Here is a 15,424-nt window from a genome sequence, read left to right as displayed (position 1 = left end):
CGTCGGGCCGGGAGTCCGTTCCGGCCGGGCGGCGGTCGGACGTCAGCCCGGCAGCCATTCCAGCCAGGCCGCGCTCGGGTGGGCGCGGCCGAGGACCGTGCCGCGCCGCTCGCCGTCGCGCACCGAGACCCGCCCGATCACCCCGAACACCCCGCCCTCGCGGTTCTCCGCGATCCAGTGGTCCGGCACGGCCAGACCCTGGACCGTGCTGCGGGCCTCCGGTCCCAGCGGGACCAGCGGGTCGACCGAGATCCACTCGAGGTCCCGGCCGGCCCGGGCGAGCGCGTCGCCGAACGCGGCCAGCCGTTCCGGCCCGAGGAAGACGTGCACGTACGTGTCCACGAGGCACACCAGCGCGTCCGACGGCAGCCCGCTGACGACGTCGACCAGCACGTCGACGACGTCCCCGCGCACGATCGGCTCCGGGTCCGCCAGTGCGAGGTCGGTCGCGGTGGCGAACCGGGACACGGCGCCGGCCTCGGGCGGCACGCAGGCGGCCAGCCAGGTCCGGGTGGCGGGGTCGGCGAGGTCGTGCGGCTCGACGTCGACGCCCACCCGGGCGGTGATCACCGGCGGCTGCGGCGGGACCGGCGGCGTCCCCCCGCGGACCTCGCAGGACAGCTCCAACGGGCCCGCTCCGCAGCGCAGCTCGCGGCCGTCCGGCAGCCGGTAGCAATAGGCGTAGCGGTCGGGGCGCAGGCCCAGCCCGGCTCCCGTGCCGAGGTCGACCAGGGCGAGCGGACGGGGGTCCTCGGCGGCGACCACGGCCAGCGCCGGGAGCACGTCGAGGCACCGCGCGACCTCGGTCATCTGGTAGCGGTGTCCCGCGCACAACCGCGCGAGCTCCTCCCGTTCGGCGCGGGCGAAGGCGGCGAGCGCGGGGGTGAAGCCGGCGTCCTGCGCGGGCTGCGGTTCGCCGGGCACCGGGAAGTAGCGGGCGAGGTCACCGCCGCGCTCGACGGCGAGCTTCCGGACCGCGGCGGACAACAGCAGGGCGGGCTGGCGGTCGGGCGGGAGGTCGGCCGCGATCCCGAGCAGCACCTCGTCGTCGGCGATGCCGCGGAGCAGGGCGGCGGTGAGCCACCAGCTCGCCGGGGCACCGGGCGCGGACCAGGCGTCGGCGACCGCCCTGGCCTGGGAGACGACCTGCGCGGTCCGCTGGCTCACACGTCCGGGCTCGCGCCCGTCGCCCGTCTCGTTAGCAGGTACGGCGCCGGGTCGTGAGCAGTCTCGATCTGAGACAGGGGGTCCGCATGTGATCCAGCACACTGGATGGATGCGCGCGATGCAGGTGCTCCGGCTCGTCGTCCATGCGCGGAGCCGGCAACCGGTGCTGGTGCTCGGCGAGGTCGACGGGGAACGGTGCGTACCGATCTTCCTGCGGCCGCAGCAGGCCGAGGTGATCGCGGTGGGCCCGCGCGAGGGCGGCGACCCGGCCGCCGGCGAGACCGCCCTCGTGCAGGACGTGCTGGTCCCGCTCGTCGGAGCGCTCGGCGCCCGCCTCACCGGCGCGGAGATCACCGACCTGGTCGACGGCGTCTACACCGCCGAGCTCGTGCTGCGCGACGAGGCCGCGGCCGAGGTGCGGGTGAAGGTCCGGCCCAGCGACGCGCTCGCCGTCGCGGTGCGCGAGGGGCTGGCGATCGGGGTGGCCGACGCCATCCTCGACGAGGTCGGGCAGGACACCTCCGAGGTGTTCCCCGACGGCACCGACGCGCCGCCCCACGAGCAGCTGCGGGAGTTCCGGGAGTTCCTCGACGACGTCACGCCGGACGACTTCCGGCGGTGACCGCGCGGTCGTCGCGGTCCGCGTCGTAGTCCGGCAGGTCGATCGCCTCGGCCCGGGTGAAGAACAGCCGGCGCGCGAGCCCCCGCAGCGGTCGGCTGACCATGAGCTTCATCGTCCAGATGCGGTTGCGGATCGCGGCCCGGCTGTGCGGCGCGTAGCCGCGAATGCCGCCGGGCGGCAGCACCTGGCCCTGCGTGACGTACGGGCGCATCCGCTCCTCGTAGGCGGCGAAGGCGGCCTCGTGCGAGGCGTGCCGGCCCAGCTCGCCGGCCAGCACGTACGCCCCGACCAGGGCCAGGCTCGTGCCCATACCGGTGAGCGGGCAGGGGGCGTAGCCGGCGTCGCCGACGAGGGCGACCCGGCCCGTGCTCCAGCGGTCCATCCGGACCTGGGCGACCAGGTCGAGGTAGAAGTCGTCGGCGGTCTCCATGGCGGCCAGCAGCTGTGGGGCGACCCAGCCCGTGCCGCGCATCCGCTCGGCGACGATCGCGCGCTGGGCGGCGAGGTCGCGGCGGTCGTACTCCAGCGGCTCGGAGAGGAACGACAGCCCCGCCTTCGCACGGCCGGGCGTGCTGTCCGGGCGGATCGACGCGACGCGGCCGGGCTCGTTGTACATCTCGTACCAGCCGTCGAGGCCGACCGGGTCCGGCGCCGTGAACCAGGCCGTGTAGCCGCCGACGGGCCGCACGAACTCCTCCTCCGGCCCGAACGCGAGCCACCGGATCCCGGAGTGCGGTCCGTCCGCCCCCACCACCAGGTCGAACGTGCGCGTCCCGCCGTCGGAGAAGGTCACGGCGACGCCGTCCGGCCCGTCGTCGAGCGCGGTCACCCGCACGCCCCAGAGGTACTCCGCGGTCGTCGCCCCGAGGAGGATCCGGGACAGGTCGCCCCGGAGGATCTCGTACTCGCTGACGATGCCGTCGCCGCCGAGGTCCGCGACCCGCATCTCGGCGAGGTGCCGCCCGGTCGCGTCGACGTACGCGAGGCCCTCCTGGTCCATGCACGCGGCGCGCACGGCGGGCATGAGCCCCATCCGCTCGACGACGGTGCGCCCGGCACCCCGCAGGTCGACGGTCTGGCCGCCCGGGCGCGGGGCCGGGGCGCTCTCGACGACGGTCACGGCGACGCCGCGCCGCTCCAGCCAGTAGGCGAGGGCGGGGCCGGCGATCCCGGCCCCCGAGATGAGGACGGTGCGGGTCATGGTGCGTACCTCCTTGGTGCTGATGCACTGAAGGTACGGCGTACGCAGGTGTTCTCAATGCTTCTCGCTGCGGATACGATCGGATGGCGGAACGCGCTCTAGTGCACCTTCGTGGTGCACCCGGAGTGCACTGGGTGCGGGGGAGGGCACGTGGCGTACACGGAGGTCGTCGAGGTCATCCGGGCCCGGATCACCGCCGGCGACCTGGCTCCGGGCGACCGGATCCCGTCGACCCGGCAGATCGTCGCGGAGTTCGGCGTCGCGATGGCCACGGCGAGCAAGGTGATCGCGGCGCTACGGCAGGAGGGGCTCGTCCGGGTGCTGCCCGGCGTCGGGACGGTCGTCGCGGGCGGAGTGGCGGAGCCGGAGCCCGAGCTCGGCCGCGGGCGGATCCTGCGCGCCGCGATCCGGATCGCCGACGCCGAGGGCATCGACGCACTGTCCATGCGCCGGGTCGCCGCGGAGCTGGGGACCGGGGCGATGTCGCTGTACCGGCACGTGCCCGGCAAGGAGGAACTGCTCCTGCTGATGCGCGACGCCGTTTTCGGCGAGTTCCCGCTGCCCCCGGTCCCGCCGCCGGGGTGGCGGGCGCAGCTGGAGGTCTCCCTGCGGTCTTTGTGGGCGCTGTACCGCCGGCATCCCTGGGTGGCCCGCACGACGTCGATGACCCGGCCCTACGCCGGGCCGAACCAGATGCCGTACTCGGAGTGGAACCTGCGTGCCCTCACCGGCCTCGGCCTCGACGACCCCACGATCTTCCGGCTGCACCTCGCCCTGTTCGGGTACGTGCACGGCTCCGCCGCGAGCCTCGAGGCCGAGGCGCGGGAGGAGGCCGAGACGGGCCTGACGCTCTGGCAGTGGATCCGCGCCCGCGAGACCGAGAACCGCGCGCTCATGGAATCCGGTGCCTTCCCGAACGCGGTCCGGGTGTTCCTCCGGACCGACACGGGCTTCGACCTGGACACGATCTTCGAGACCGGCCTGGCGAGGATGCTCGACGGCATCGCGGCCCTGCTTCCCCGTGAGCAGCGGTAGTCGCACCCACCACGGTCAGGCCGCCGTCTCGACGGGCTCGTCGAACTGGGTGCGGTAGAGCTCGGCGTAGCGGCCGGACCGCGCCAGGAGCTGCTCGTGCGTGCCGCGCTCCGCGATCCGTCCCTGCTCGACGACGAGGATCTGGTCCGCGTCGCGCACCGTGGACAGCCGGTGCGCGATCACCAGCGCCGTCCGCCCGTCGAGCGCCTCGGCCAGCGCGGCCTGCACCGCCGCCTCGGAGGTGGAGTCGAGGCTGGCCGTGGCCTCGTCGAGCACCACGATCCGCGGCTTGGCGAGCAGCAGCCGCGCGATCGTCAGCCGCTGCCGCTCCCCGCCGGAGAGCCGGTAGCCCCGCTCGCCGACGACGGTGTCCAGCCCGTCCGGCAGTGTCGCGACCAGCGCGCCGAGCCGGGCCCGCCGCAACGCCGACCACAGCTCGTCCTCGCTCGCCCCCGGCGCGGCCAGCAGTAGGTTCGCGCGGATCGTGTCGTGGAAGAGGTGGCCGTCCTGGGTCACGAACCCGACGTCGCCGTGCAGGTCCGCGGCCCGCACGTCCCGGACGTCGACCGCGCCGACCGACACCGTGCCGCCGTCGACGTCGTAGAGCCGGGCGAGCAGCTGCGCGATCGTCGACTTGCCGGCGCCGGAGCTGCCGACCAGCGCGGTCAGCGAGCCGGCGGGGACGGTGAACGAGACGTCGTGCAGCACGGTGTCGCCCCCGCGGGCGTCGAGCGTCGCGACCTCCTCCAGCGAGGCCAGCGACACCCGCGCCGCGGCCGGGTAGGCGAAGTCGACGTGGTCGAACCGGACGTCGAGCGGCCCGGCCGGCAGCGCGCGCGGCTCGTCGGGGTCCTGGATCGCCGGCTCCAGGTCCAGCACCTCGAAGACCCGCTCGAAGCTGACGACCGCGCCCATCGCCTCGACCCGGGCTCCGGCCAGCGCGGTCAGGGGCGCGTAGAGCCTGGTCAGGAGCATCGCGAGGGACACGACCGCGCCCGGCGCCAACATCCCGCCGAGCGCGAGCCCGCCGCCGACGCCGTAGACCAGTGCGAGCGCCAGGGCCGAGACCAGCGTCAACGCCGTCACGAACACCCACTGCACCATCGCCGAGCGCACGCCGATGTCGCGCACGCGCCCGGCCCGCGAGGCGAACTCCGCCGACTCCTCCGCAGGCCGGCCGAACAGCTTGACGAGCGTGGCGCCGGGTGCGGAGAACCGCTCGGTCATCTGCGTGCTCATCGCGGCGTTGTGGTCCGCGGCCTCGCGCTGCAGCCGGGCGAGCCGCGAGCCCATCCGCCGCGCCGGCACCACGAACACCGGCAGCAGGACCAGCGCGAGCAGCGTGACCTGCCACGAGATGCTCAGCATCACCGCGAGCGTCAGCACCAGCGTCACGACGTTGCCGACCACCCCGGACAGCGTGTCGCTGAAAGCCCGCTGCGCGCCCAGCACGTCGTTGTTCAGGCGGCTGACCAGCGCGCCCGTGCGGGTGCGGGTGAAGAACGCGACCGGCATGCGCTGCACGTGGTCGAACACCGCCGTGCGCAGCTGCAGGATCAGGCCCTCGCCGATCGTCGCGGAGAACCAGCGGGTGAGCAGCCCCAGCCCGGCCTCGGCGACCGCGACGACGGCGATCAACCCGGCCAGCCCGCCGACGACCCGGAGCCCCTCCCGGGCGTCGATCGCGTCGACCACCCGCCCGGCGAGCAGCGGCGTGACGACGGTCAGCACCGCCCCCGCCACACTGAGCAGCACGAACGCGGCGATCCGCCGCTTGTGCGGCCGCGCGAACCCCGCGATCCGTCGCAGCGTGACGGGCACCGGCGCCCGCGTCTCTTCCCGCTCGCGGGAGGCGGTGCGCAGGGCGCTCCAGGTGTTCACGTCCATGAGGGGACGGTAGAACCTGAAGTGAACTACAGGTCAAGCGTCGCTGATCCACGGTTCGGACGTCCTGGGCGGACCGGCGCGGATCCGCAGGCACAACCCCTCGTGAGTGGCGATAGTCGCCATAGCGACTATCGCCACTCACGGGGTCACTTGGTCGCCTTCTCCGCGGCCGTGATGACGTTGCGGAAGAGCATGGCGACGGTGGTGGGGCCCACCCCGCCCACCCGCGGGGTGATGGCGCCGGCCACCTCGGCGCAGGACTCGTCGACGTCCGGGAGCAGCCGCTTCCCGGAGTACCGGACCCCGCCGCCGATCACGGTCGCGCCCGGCTTCACGTGCTCCGGCTGGATGATGCCCGGGACGCCGGCCGCGGCGATGAGGATCTCGGCGCGCCTGGTGTACCGGTCCCAGTCCGGGACGCCGGTGTGCACCACGGTGACCGCGGCGTTGGCGGTGGGCCGCTTCTGCGCGAGCAGCATCGCCAGCGGGCGGCCGAGGGTGGCGCCGCGGCCGAGGATCACGACCTCGCGGCCGGAGACCGGGATCTCGTGGAAGGCCAGCAGCTCCTCGATGCCCGCGGGCGTGCAGGGCAGCGGCCCGGGCAGGCCGACGGCGAGGCGACCCATGTTCATCGGGTGCATGCCGTCGACGTCCTTGTCCGGGTCCATCTCGGCCAGCGCGGCGTCGTAGTCGAGGTGGCCGGGCACCGGGTACTGGATCAGCAGGCCGTGCACCGCGGGGTCGTCGTTGTAGCCGCGGATGGCCGCGACCAGCCGCTCCTGGGTGGCGTCCTGCGGCAGGTGCGTGTGCGGCGAGTCGATGCCGAGCTCGGCGGCCTGCTTCTGCTTGATGCGGATGTAGCCGGCGGAGGCGTCGTCGTCGCCGACGAGGATCGTGGCCAGGCTGGGTGTGACGCCGCGGGCGCGCAGCGCGTCCGCCCGGGCGGTGACGTCGGCCAGGACGCGATCGGCGACGGGCTTGCCGGGTAGCAGTCGTGCGGTCATGGGTTCCCTCGTGACGCGGGGGCCCAGGCGGTCGACCCCCGCGGACGTCAGCTCCCCGATGGTCGTTGCCATCCTCGGTATGCCGCCAGTCGCGCGTTCGCCATGATTGTTCCACGTGCGCACCGACCGCCGCCCGGCCGCAGCCACTGCGCGGGAATTGGCCCTTGGTGGGAAGGCCACCTCGAAGGATCCTGGGAGGGTGGATCTCCGCCCGCTCCCCGTCACGCACGCCCCGCTCCGCCGGCTCCCGCAGCTGCTCGCCGGCCTCGCCCTCTATGGCACCTCCATGGCGATGCAGGTCCGCGGGGCGCTCGGGCTCAACCCGTGGGACGTCCTGCACCAGGGCCTGGAGACGCGGCTGCCGCTGAGCTTCGGGCTGATCACCGCGATCACCGGCGCCGTGGTGCTGCTGCTGTGGATCCCGCTGCGGCAGCGCCCGGGCGTGGGGACCGTGGCCAACGTCGTGGTGATCGCCGTGTCCGTCGACGCCGCCCTGGCCCTGATCCCCGAGGCCCACACCTGGCCCGCGCGGGTCGGGCTGATGGTCGGCGGGATCGTGCTCAACGGCGTGGCCTCGGCCGCGTACATCGGCGCGCGGCTCGGCCCGGGCCCGCGGGACGGCCTGATGACGGGACTCGCCGCCCGCACCGGCCGGTCGATCCGGCTGGTGCGGACGGCGATCGAGGTCGTGGTGCTGGCCACCGGCTGGCTGCTCGGCGGCACCGTCGGGATCGGGACGGCGCTCTACGCGCTGGCGATCGGCCCGCTCACGCAGGCGTTCCTCCCGCTGTTCCGGGTTACGGGCGACCCGCGGCCCGTCGCTTCTGCGCCCGCCGCACGTACCAGCCGTTCCACACCATGAGCCCGACGAACGTGGCGATCCACAGCGCCTCGGTCACGTCGACCGAGACGTCTACGGGCAGCAGGTAGACCGTCGAACGTCCTCGTCGGGGATCCACGAGCCGTGGAAGCCCGCGGGCACGCCGCGCGGCAGCGTCACCCGCGCGACGGGCGCACCGGCGACGTCCGTGGCGTCGAGCACCAGCAGTTCGGAGGCCTTGCCGTCCCGGGTGGTGGTGATGGAGAGCAGCCAGCCGTCCGCCTCGGCGCGGTCCGGCGCCCCGGACGGGACGAACACGGCCTCTCCGGCGACGACGTCCGGCCCGAGCCCGTGCGCCGCGACCGTGCCGCGCTCGGCGTCGTGCTGCAGGATCCCCTCGGTGTCGGACACGGCGTAGAGGTACCGGTTCGGCCGGCCGACCCGTTCGTCGTCGACGGTCGGGAACTCCAGGCCCGCCTCGGAGAGCTGGGCCTGGGCGACGGTCCCGGCGGCCGGGTCGATCGTCCAGCGGTGCAGCGTGGCGACGCCCGCGGCCGCGGCGGCCGCCGCGTGCCCGGACGGGCTCGGGCCGATGGCCTGCCAGGTGGCCGCGATGGCGTCGCGCGTGTAGCGGGCGACGTCGAGCACGATCCGTCCCGCCTCGTCCTCGTACGCGTTGCCGACGTGGAAGACGTAGCAGGGGTCGATCTCGAACCACCGCACCGCGCCGGGCCGGTCCAGCGGCATGACGCCGAGCCGCGCGCCGTACGCGTCGTCCCAGCCGTAGGGCAGGCCGGCCCGCATCTGGAAGGTCATCGGCAGGTCGAGGAACACGGCGTGCCGGGCGGTGACGGCGAAGTCGTGCATCATCGTCGGCCCGGCGACCGGGACCTCGGCGCTCTCCACGAGCTCGCCGCCCGCCGAGAGCCGGTGGTAGGTGAGGTACGGCGGCAGCGGCGAGTAGCCGAAGAAGTGCAGGTCCCCGGTGACCGGGTCGGTCTTGGGGTGCGCGGTCATCGCCGTGGTGAGGCGGCCGGCGAAGTCGTCCGGGCCGACGGTCTCGAGCTCCGGCGTCACGACGTACGGGAGGCCGTTCTCCACCAGCGCCAGGATCCGCCCGCCGTGCTCGATCACGTGGGTGTTGGCGTGGACGGCGGTGCGGTCGAAGGTCCCGTCCGGGCGCACGAAGGGGTGGCCCTCCAGCGCACCGGTGCGGACCCAGCGGTTGCGGTACCACTCGGCGCGGCCCTCCCGGAGTCGGACGCCGTGCAGCATCCCGTGGCCCGCGAACCAGTGCCCGGCGTTCTCGCCCGGCAGCGGGTTGGGCCCGTTACGGAGGTACCGGCCGGTGAGCTCCGGTGGGAGCGTTCCCGTGACGGGCAGGTCGACGGCCTCGATCTCGTCCGGCACCGGGGCGAGGTGGCCCTGCAGGTAGAGCGGCGTCTCCGTCGTCGTCATGGGGAGAACGGTGCACCCTCCATGCACTACATGTCAATACTGACATGTCGGGTTCGACAGGTAGGCTGTGCGCATGTCGCTGTCGCACGCACTGCTGGGTCTGCTCTCCGTCCACCCCCGGAGCGGGTACGAGCTGACCAAGGCCTTCGAGCGCGACCTGGGCCGGTACGCCTGGCAGGCGGGCCACACGAGCATCTACCCGGAGCTGAACCGGATGGCCGAGGCCGGCCTGGTGGAGGTCGCGCACGAGGGCGCCCGGGGCGCGCGGACCTACGACGTCACCCCGGCGGGCCGCGAGGAGCTGCGCACCTGGCTGCTGACCCCGCCGAAGCAGGCCAAGGTCCGCAACGAGCAGGTGCTGCGCATGTTCCTGCTGTCCGCGCTCGAGCCGGCCGACGCGCTCGTCGTGCTCCACCGGATCGCCGAGGCCACCGACCAGGGCGTCACCGACCTGCGGAAGGTCCGGGAGGAGCACGCCGACGCACCGATGACCGGCGCGGAGGGATTCGGCCAGCTCGCGGCGGAGTTCGGGCTGCGGCAGTATGAGGCGGTCCGTGACTGGGCGCGGTGGGCGATCGAGCGCCTGGAGCGCGAGCAGGGGGCCTGAGCGCTCCCGCGAGAGCCCCGAGAACGCCGACGGCCCCGGGCGCGGGCCGGGGCCGTCGGTGGGGTGCGGATCAGGCGGTGGTGCCGGTCAGGCGACGGCGGGACGCTCGTCCACGAGCTCGGGCTCGACGGCGGCGGGGGCGCTCTCCTCGTCGATGTTCCCCAGCGTCCAGGGCCGGACGACGGCGAGCAGCATGGTCAGCGCGAGCACCTGCGAGCCGGCGATGGTCAGCCCCATGGCCAGCGCGTCGTTGCCGAGCAGCCCGACGACCGGGGAGGTCAGGGCGCCGACCCCGAACTGGACCGCGCCGAGCAGCGCCGCCGCGGTGCCGGCGCGCTCGCCGTGCCGGGAGAGGGCGAGCGCCGGGGCGTTGGGCAGGGCGAGCCCGACCGAGGCCAGCACCGCCCAGAGCGGCACGACCACGCCGACGAGTCCGCCGGTCCCGGTACCGGCGAGCAGGGCGAGCACGGCCGCGGCGACGGTCCCGGACACGCTGGCGGTGAGCAGCAGCTGCCGCGGCTCGAAGCGGCGCAGCAGCGCGGCGTTGGCCTGCGTCGCCCCGATCAGGAAGATCGCGCCGGCGCCGAACAGCAGGCCGAACTGCTGGGCGTCGAGCCCGAACTCCTGCTGGAACACGAAGCTGGACCCGGAGACGTAGCCGAACATGCCGGCCATCGCGAACCCGGCGACCAGGATCAGGCCGACGTAGACGCGGTCGCGGAAGAGCGCGCCGTAGGCCCGCAGGGTGGGTCCGACGGCGGCGCTGCGGCGGCGCTCCGGCGGCAGCGTCTCGCCGAGGGCGAAGTACAGCACGCCCAGGATGACCAGGCCGTACACGGCCAGCGCGACGAACACGCCGCGCCAGTCCGCGACCCGCAGCAGTTCCCCGCCGAGGGTCGGGGCGAGCACCGGGGCCGCGCCCATCACGAGCATCAGCCGGGAGAGCAGGGTGGCCGCGGCGCGGCCGGTGAACAGGTCGCGGACCACGGCCATCGCGACGACCGCGCCGGCGGCGGACCCGACGCCCTGCAGCACGCGCAGCACGCCGAGCACCTCGACGTTCGGCGCGACCACGATGAGCAGCGAGGACACGACGTGCAGCGCCGTGCCGGCGAGGAGGGGCTTGCGGCGGCCGACGGCGTCGGCGAGCGGGCCGATGAACAGCTGGCCGAACGCCAGGCCGATCAGCGTGCCGGTGAGGGTGAGCTGGATCGTCGACGAGGACGTCTGCAGCTCGGTCGCGATGCCCGGCAGCGCGGGCAGGTACATGTCGATGGTGAGCGGGCCGAGCGCGATCAGTGCGCCCAGCAGCAGGGCGATGCGCGCGCGGCCGGGCGTCGTGGGCGCGGGTGTCGCTGGTGGTGTGGGCAACGGCGGGGCCTTCCTGGTACTCACGGGTCCGGATCGCCCGGCGACGTCGCTCGGTCGCGGTTCGTACCCGCCGGTGGTGTTCCGGGTGGTTCAAGGCCCGATGACCGGCGTGCTGTTCCGGTTCCCCGAACAGGTGTGTCATGGGTCACGTACTCGCGAGTAGCTACGCTCGGCCCCATGCGCAGCGAGGCACGTACCGTCCGCACCCCGGACGGCCTGGACCTGGCCGTCCACGTCACCGGCCCGGAGGGCGCCCCGGTCGTCGTCGCGGTGCACGGCTACCCGGACGACCACACGGTGTGGGACGGCGTCGTCCCCCTGCTGGCCGACACCTTCCGGGTGGTGACCTACGACGTCCGCGGCGCGGGCGCGTCGCAGGCCCCGGCGGACCGCGAGGGGTACCGGGTCGAGCGGCTGGCGGCCGACCTGGTCGCGGTGCTCGACGCCGTCGCCCCCGACCGGCCGGTGCACCTGCTCGCGCACGACTGGGGCTCGATCCAGGGCTGGCACGCCGTCACCGACCCGGCGCTGCGCACGCGGTTCGCCTCCTACACCTCGATCTCCGGCCCGTCCCTGGCGCACATCGGGGCGTTCGGGCGCAGCGCGCGGCTGCGTGACCGGCTCCGGCAGTTGCGCCGCTCCTGGTACGTCGGGTTCTTCCGGCTGCCGGTGCTGCCCGAGCTGGCCTGGCGCTCGGGCCTGGCGGGTGGGCTCGTCGCCCGCCGGGAGGGGATCCCGCGGCCCGCGGCGCGCGACGCCGTGCGCGGGCTCGAGCTCTACCGCGCCAACCTCGGCCGCGGCGGCGGGGAGCGGCGCACGGAGGTCCCGGTGCAGGTCCTGGCCCCGTCCGGGGACCGGTACGTCACGGAGGCCCTGCAGGCGAGCGCCGAGCGGTTCGCCGACGACTTCCGGTTCCGCAGGGTGGCGGGCGGGCACTGGCTGCCCCGCAGCCGCCCGGAGGTGGTCGCGCGCTGCGTGCGCGAGCTGGTCGACGCCGTGTCCGCGCCCACCGGGGCGCCGCGCCGCACGCGACCGACCCCGGGCCGGTGGACCGACCGGGTCGTGCTGGTGACCGGTGCGGGCAGCGGGATCGGCCGGGCGGTGGCCCGCGGCTTCGCACGGCGGGGCGCGGTGGTCGTCGCGGCGGACAAGGAGCTCTCGACGGCGCGGCAGACGGCCTTCGAGACCGGAGGGCACGCCTACCAGGTCGACGTGGCCGACCCCGACGCGATGGCCGCGTTCGCCGACCGGGTGTGCGCGGAGGTCGGGGTGCCGGACGTCGTGGTCAACAACGCCGGCATCGCGGTTTCCGGCCCCTTCCTCGCCCACGAGCCCGCGGACTGGCGGGCGATCGTCGACGTCAACCTGATGGGCGTGGTGCACGGCTGCCGGCTGTTCGCGGCCCGGATGCGTGAGCGCGGCGAGGGCGGGCACCTGGTCAACGTGGCCTCCGCCGCCGCGTTCACCCCGACGACCTTCCTGCCCGCCTACTGCGCCACCAAGTCCGCGGTGCTGATGTTGTCGGAGTGCCTGCGCGCCGAGCTCGCGGTCGACGACATCGGCGTCACGGCCCTGTGCCCCGGCTTCCTGCCCACCGGCATCGGCGGCTCCGCGCGGTTCGTCGGGGTCGACGACGCGACGGCGGCCGAGCGGCGCCGCTCCGCCGACCGGCTGCTCAAGCGCCGCCGGTACCCGCTGGACAAGGTGGCCGACGCGGTGGTCGCCGCCGTCGAGGCGAACCGGCCGATCCAGCTGCTCACAGTGGAGAGCCGCACCGCCTACGCACTGTCCAAGGTGGCTCCCGGCGCCCTCCGCCGCCTCGCCCGCCTGCCCGTCCCGAGCATGTAGCGTCCGCACGTGCGCGTCGACGACCTCACCACCCCCGCGCTGCTCGTCGAGCGCGGGGCCCTGCGCCGCAACCTCGACACCATGAGCGCCGCGCTCCCCGGCGCCCGGCTGCGCCCGCACGTCAAGGCGCACAAGTGCACGTCGCTCGCGCGCTGGCAGCGCGACAACGGCCATCCCGGCTTCACCTGCGCCACGATCCGCGAGTGCGAGGTCATGGCGGAGCACGGCCTCGGCGGCGACCTGCTGCTGGCCAACGAGGTCGTCGACGCCTCCCGGCTCGGCAAGCTCGTCCGCGACGGCGCCCGGATCACCCTGGCCGTCGACTCCCGGGAGACGATCGCGGCGGCGTTGCGCGGCAACGTCCTCGAGGTGGTGATCGACGTGAACGTCGGCCTGCCCCGCTGCGGCTGCCCGCCCGAGCGGGCCGGCGAGCTGGCCGATCTCGCCCGGCGCAACGGCCTCGAGGTGCGCGGCGTGATGGGCTACGAGGGCCACCTGATGATGGTCCAGCCCGCCGAGGAGCGGCGCCGGCTCGTGCGCGAGGCGATGGAGAAGCTCGCGGCCGCGGCCCGGGACGTCGGCGGCGAGCTCGTCAGCGCCGGCGGCACCGGCACGTACGACGTGAACGAGTGGGCCACCGAGATCCAGGCCGGCTCGTACGCGCTGATGGACAGCGCCTACACCCAGCTCGGGCACCCGTTCGAGCAGGCGGTGTTCGTACTGGGCACGGTGATCTCGATGTCGGCGGAGTGGGCGGTCGTCGACGTCGGGCTCAAGGCGCTGGGCATGGACCACGGCAACCCGACCATCCCCGGCGCCCAGGTCTGGTTCTGCTCGGACGAGCACACCACGTTCGCGCCCGGGGACCTGCGGCTGCGGGTCGGCGACCGGATCCGGGTGGTGCCGGCGCACGTCGACCCGACCGTCGCGCTGCACGATGCGATGTGGCTGGTCGACGGCGAGCAGGTCGCCGAGCGCTGGGCCGTGGACATGCGAGGGTGGTAGCCATGCTGGTCCCGCGGCTGCGCCCCTTCACGTCCACGATCTTCGCGGAGATCACCCAGCTCGCCGTCCGCACCGGCGCGATCAACCTCGGGCAGGGCTTCCCGGACACGGACGGGCCGGCATCGCTGCTGGCCGACGCCGCCGCGGCGATCATCGAGGGCGGGGTCAACCAGTACCCGCCGGCCCCGGGCCTGCCGGCGCTGCGCGAGGCGGTGGCGGCGCACCAGAAGCGCTTCCACTCCCTCTCCGTCGATCCCGCCGATGTGCTCGTCACCATGGGCGCCACCGAGGCGATCGCGTCGGCGGTGATCGCGCTCTGCGAGCCGGGCGACGAGGTCGTGGTCTTCGAGCCCTACTACGACTCCTACCCGGCCGTGATCGCGATGGCCGGGGCCACGCGCCGGACCGTCGCGCTGCGCGCCCCGGACTTCCAGCCCGACCCGGCCGAGCTGCGGGCGGCGTTCGGGCCGCGCACGCGGGCGGTGCTGGTCAACACCCCGCACAACCCGACGGGCGCGGTGTTCGGCCGGGACACCCTGCGCGCGATCGGGGACCTCGCGATCGAGCACGACGCCGTCGTGATCACGGACGAGGTCTACGAGCACATGACCTTCGGGGCCGAGCACGTCCCGATGGCCACGCTGCCGGGCATGGCCGAGCGCACGCTCACGATCTCCAGCGCCGGCAAGACCTTCTCCGTGACGGGCTGGAAGATCGGCTGGGTGCACGGGCCGGCCGAGCTCGTCGCGGCCGTGCGGGCGGTGAAGCAGTTCCTGACCTTCGCCGGCGGCGCTCCGTTCCAGCCGGCCGTCGCGAACGCCCTCGCCCTGCCCGACGACGTGTTCGCCGCGATCTCCGGCGACCTGCGGCCGAAGCGGGACCTGCTGGCCGACGGCCTGCGCGAGGCCGGGATGCGGGTGTTCGAGCCGAGCGGCACGTACTTCGTGGTCGCCGACCTCGCCCCGCTCGGCGTGACCGACGCCGCCGCCTACGCCCGCGCCATGCCCGAGCGGCTCGGCGTGGCCGCGGTGCCGGTCAGCGTGTTCTGCGACGACCCGCACCTCACCCCGACCCTCCTGCGCTTCGCCTTCTGCAAGCGCGACGAGGTGCTCCGCGAGGCGGTCCAGCGACTTCGTCCGCTGTGAGTGGCGATAGTCGCTAGAGCGACTATCGCCACTCACGAGGTCAGGCGGGTTCGGCGGGGTTGCCGCGCCGACGTGTTCTCACGCCCGTTCGAGGCGGACGACGACCCATTTCGAGGTGGGGGTGCCCGACTCGAGGGCCTGGGAGTCGAGGGGGACCAGGGGGTTGGTTTCGGGGTAGTAGGCGGCGATGCAGCCCTTGGGGGTGTCGTAGGAGACGAGCCGGAAGTTCTCCGCCCGGCGCTCTGTGATGACGC

13 protein-coding genes and 1 riboswitch are annotated in these 15,424 nt (G+C 74.3%); of the genes, 7 read left to right on the top strand and 6 right to left on the bottom strand.

The genetic code is table 11. The features are described 5' to 3' along the window. Positions 1 to 42 precede the first annotated feature (42 nt). Positions 43 to 1,167, bottom strand: coding sequence for a DUF2332 domain-containing protein (locus PKE99_RS32380; RefSeq protein WP_051738145.1), 1,125 nt, complete (start codon positions 1,165 to 1,167; stop codon positions 43 to 45). A gap of 109 nt (positions 1,168 to 1,276) precedes the next feature. On the opposite strand from PKE99_RS32380, the gene PKE99_RS32375 reads away from it, so the two are divergent. After that, positions 1,277 to 1,789: a bifunctional nuclease family protein gene (locus tag PKE99_RS32375; RefSeq protein ID WP_037052238.1), complete on the top strand. Its 513-nt coding sequence runs from the start codon at positions 1,277 to 1,279 to the stop codon at positions 1,787 to 1,789. Here the strand turns inward: PKE99_RS32375 and PKE99_RS32370 are convergent. After that, positions 1,764 to 2,990 carry an FAD-dependent monooxygenase gene (locus PKE99_RS32370; RefSeq protein WP_051738144.1) on the bottom strand — a complete coding sequence of 409 codons (1,227 nt, stop codon included), beginning with the start codon at positions 2,988 to 2,990 and terminating at the stop codon, positions 1,764 to 1,766. The two genes, PKE99_RS32375 and PKE99_RS32370, sit on opposite strands and share 26 nt — an antisense overlap. A gap of 150 nt (positions 2,991 to 3,140) precedes the next feature. Here PKE99_RS32370 and PKE99_RS32365 point away from each other — a divergent pair, with 150 nt between their 5' ends. Beyond that, the gene (locus PKE99_RS32365; RefSeq protein WP_037052236.1) at positions 3,141 to 4,025 is read left to right on the top strand and encodes a TetR/AcrR family transcriptional regulator; all 885 of its coding nucleotides are present in this window, start codon (positions 3,141 to 3,143) and stop codon (positions 4,023 to 4,025) included. A gap of 15 nt (positions 4,026 to 4,040) precedes the next feature. Here the strand turns inward: PKE99_RS32365 and PKE99_RS32360 are convergent, their stop codons facing one another. Both PKE99_RS32360 and PKE99_RS32355 read right to left on the bottom strand, forming a co-directional pair. After that, positions 4,041 to 5,912 (bottom strand): ABC transporter ATP-binding protein, encoded by a 1,872-nt coding sequence (locus PKE99_RS32360; protein ID WP_037052234.1) that lies wholly within the window; start codon positions 5,910 to 5,912, stop codon positions 4,041 to 4,043. 146 nt (positions 5,913 to 6,058) lie between these two features. Next, entirely contained in the window at positions 6,059 to 6,916 is an 858-nt protein-coding gene (locus PKE99_RS32355) for a bifunctional 5,10-methylenetetrahydrofolate dehydrogenase/5,10-methenyltetrahydrofolate cyclohydrolase (protein WP_037052232.1), read from the bottom strand. Positions 6,917 to 6,930: 14 nt separating this feature from the next. Further along, positions 6,931 to 7,019, bottom strand: a riboswitch (ZMP/ZTP riboswitch). A gap of 96 nt (positions 7,020 to 7,115) precedes the next feature. Here PKE99_RS32355 and yczE point away from each other — a divergent pair. Continuing rightward, the gene (gene yczE / locus PKE99_RS32350) at positions 7,116 to 7,778 is read left to right on the top strand and encodes a membrane protein YczE (RefSeq protein ID WP_081924652.1); all 663 of its coding nucleotides are present in this window, start codon (positions 7,116 to 7,118) and stop codon (positions 7,776 to 7,778) included. Positions 7,779 to 7,829: 51 nt separating this feature from the next. On the opposite strand, the gene PKE99_RS32345 is transcribed toward yczE, so the two are convergent. After that, positions 7,830 to 9,194, bottom strand: coding sequence for a carotenoid oxygenase family protein (locus PKE99_RS32345; RefSeq protein WP_037052231.1), 1,365 nt, complete (start codon positions 9,192 to 9,194; stop codon positions 7,830 to 7,832). Between the two features lie 73 nt (positions 9,195 to 9,267). Between PKE99_RS32345 and PKE99_RS32340 the strand changes: the two genes are divergently transcribed. Then, the gene (locus tag PKE99_RS32340) at positions 9,268 to 9,801 is read left to right on the top strand and encodes a PadR family transcriptional regulator (protein ID WP_037052228.1); all 534 of its coding nucleotides are present in this window, start codon (positions 9,268 to 9,270) and stop codon (positions 9,799 to 9,801) included. An 87-nt stretch (positions 9,802 to 9,888) separates the two neighbouring features. Here the strand turns inward: PKE99_RS32340 and PKE99_RS32335 are convergent, their stop codons facing one another. Continuing rightward, complete coding sequence (locus PKE99_RS32335) at positions 9,889 to 11,196, bottom strand: multidrug effflux MFS transporter (protein ID WP_231498398.1); 1,308 nt, start codon at positions 11,194 to 11,196, stop codon at positions 9,889 to 9,891. Positions 11,197 to 11,349: 153 nt separating this feature from the next. Between PKE99_RS32335 and PKE99_RS32330 the strand changes: the two genes are divergently transcribed. From PKE99_RS32330 to PKE99_RS32320, 3 genes are read left to right on the top strand one after another with little or no spacing between them, the layout of a single operon-like run. Beyond that, the gene (locus PKE99_RS32330; protein WP_037052226.1) at positions 11,350 to 13,020 is read left to right on the top strand and encodes an SDR family oxidoreductase; all 1,671 of its coding nucleotides are present in this window, start codon (positions 11,350 to 11,352) and stop codon (positions 13,018 to 13,020) included. 9 nt (positions 13,021 to 13,029) lie between these two features. Then, positions 13,030 to 14,025, top strand: a complete 996-nt coding sequence (locus tag PKE99_RS32325) for an alanine racemase (protein WP_037052223.1) — start codon at positions 13,030 to 13,032, stop codon at positions 14,023 to 14,025. Positions 14,026 to 14,027: 2 nt separating this feature from the next. Further along, a complete protein-coding gene (locus PKE99_RS32320; protein ID WP_037052220.1) occupies positions 14,028 to 15,170 on the top strand; it encodes a pyridoxal phosphate-dependent aminotransferase in 1,143 nt (380 codons plus the stop codon). Positions 15,171 to 15,424 lie beyond the last annotated feature (254 nt).

This window comes from Pseudonocardia halophobica, assembly GCF_027922425.1.
In the GTDB taxonomy this organism is placed as follows: domain Bacteria; phylum Actinomycetota; class Actinomycetes; order Mycobacteriales; family Pseudonocardiaceae; genus Pseudonocardia; species Pseudonocardia halophobica.
Note: the sequence above shows the minus strand (reverse complement) of the source record. Positions and strands in the feature narration are given on the sequence as shown.

Bases quoted from the DNA above. Each gene is read 5' to 3' on its own strand.
- PKE99_RS32330 (WP_037052226.1), top strand. From the start codon at position 11,350: ATGCGCAGCGAGGCACGTACCGTCCGCACCCCGGACGGCCTGGACCTG.
- PKE99_RS32355 (WP_037052232.1), bottom strand. From the start codon at position 6,916: ATGACCGCACGACTGCTACCCGGCAAGCCCGTCGCCGATCGCGTCCTG.
- PKE99_RS32370 (WP_051738144.1), bottom strand. From the start codon at position 2,990: ATGACCCGCACCGTCCTCATCTCGGGGGCCGGGATCGCCGGCCCCGCC.
- PKE99_RS32320 (WP_037052220.1), top strand. From the start codon at position 14,028: ATGCTGGTCCCGCGGCTGCGCCCCTTCACGTCCACGATCTTCGCGGAG.
- PKE99_RS32375 (WP_037052238.1), top strand. From the start codon at position 1,277: ATGCGCGCGATGCAGGTGCTCCGGCTCGTCGTCCATGCGCGGAGCCGG.
- PKE99_RS32360 (WP_037052234.1), bottom strand. From the start codon at position 5,912: ATGGACGTGAACACCTGGAGCGCCCTGCGCACCGCCTCCCGCGAGCGG.
- PKE99_RS32345 (WP_037052231.1), bottom strand. From the start codon at position 9,194: ATGACGACGACGGAGACGCCGCTCTACCTGCAGGGCCACCTCGCCCCG.
- PKE99_RS32340 (WP_037052228.1), top strand. From the start codon at position 9,268: ATGTCGCTGTCGCACGCACTGCTGGGTCTGCTCTCCGTCCACCCCCGG.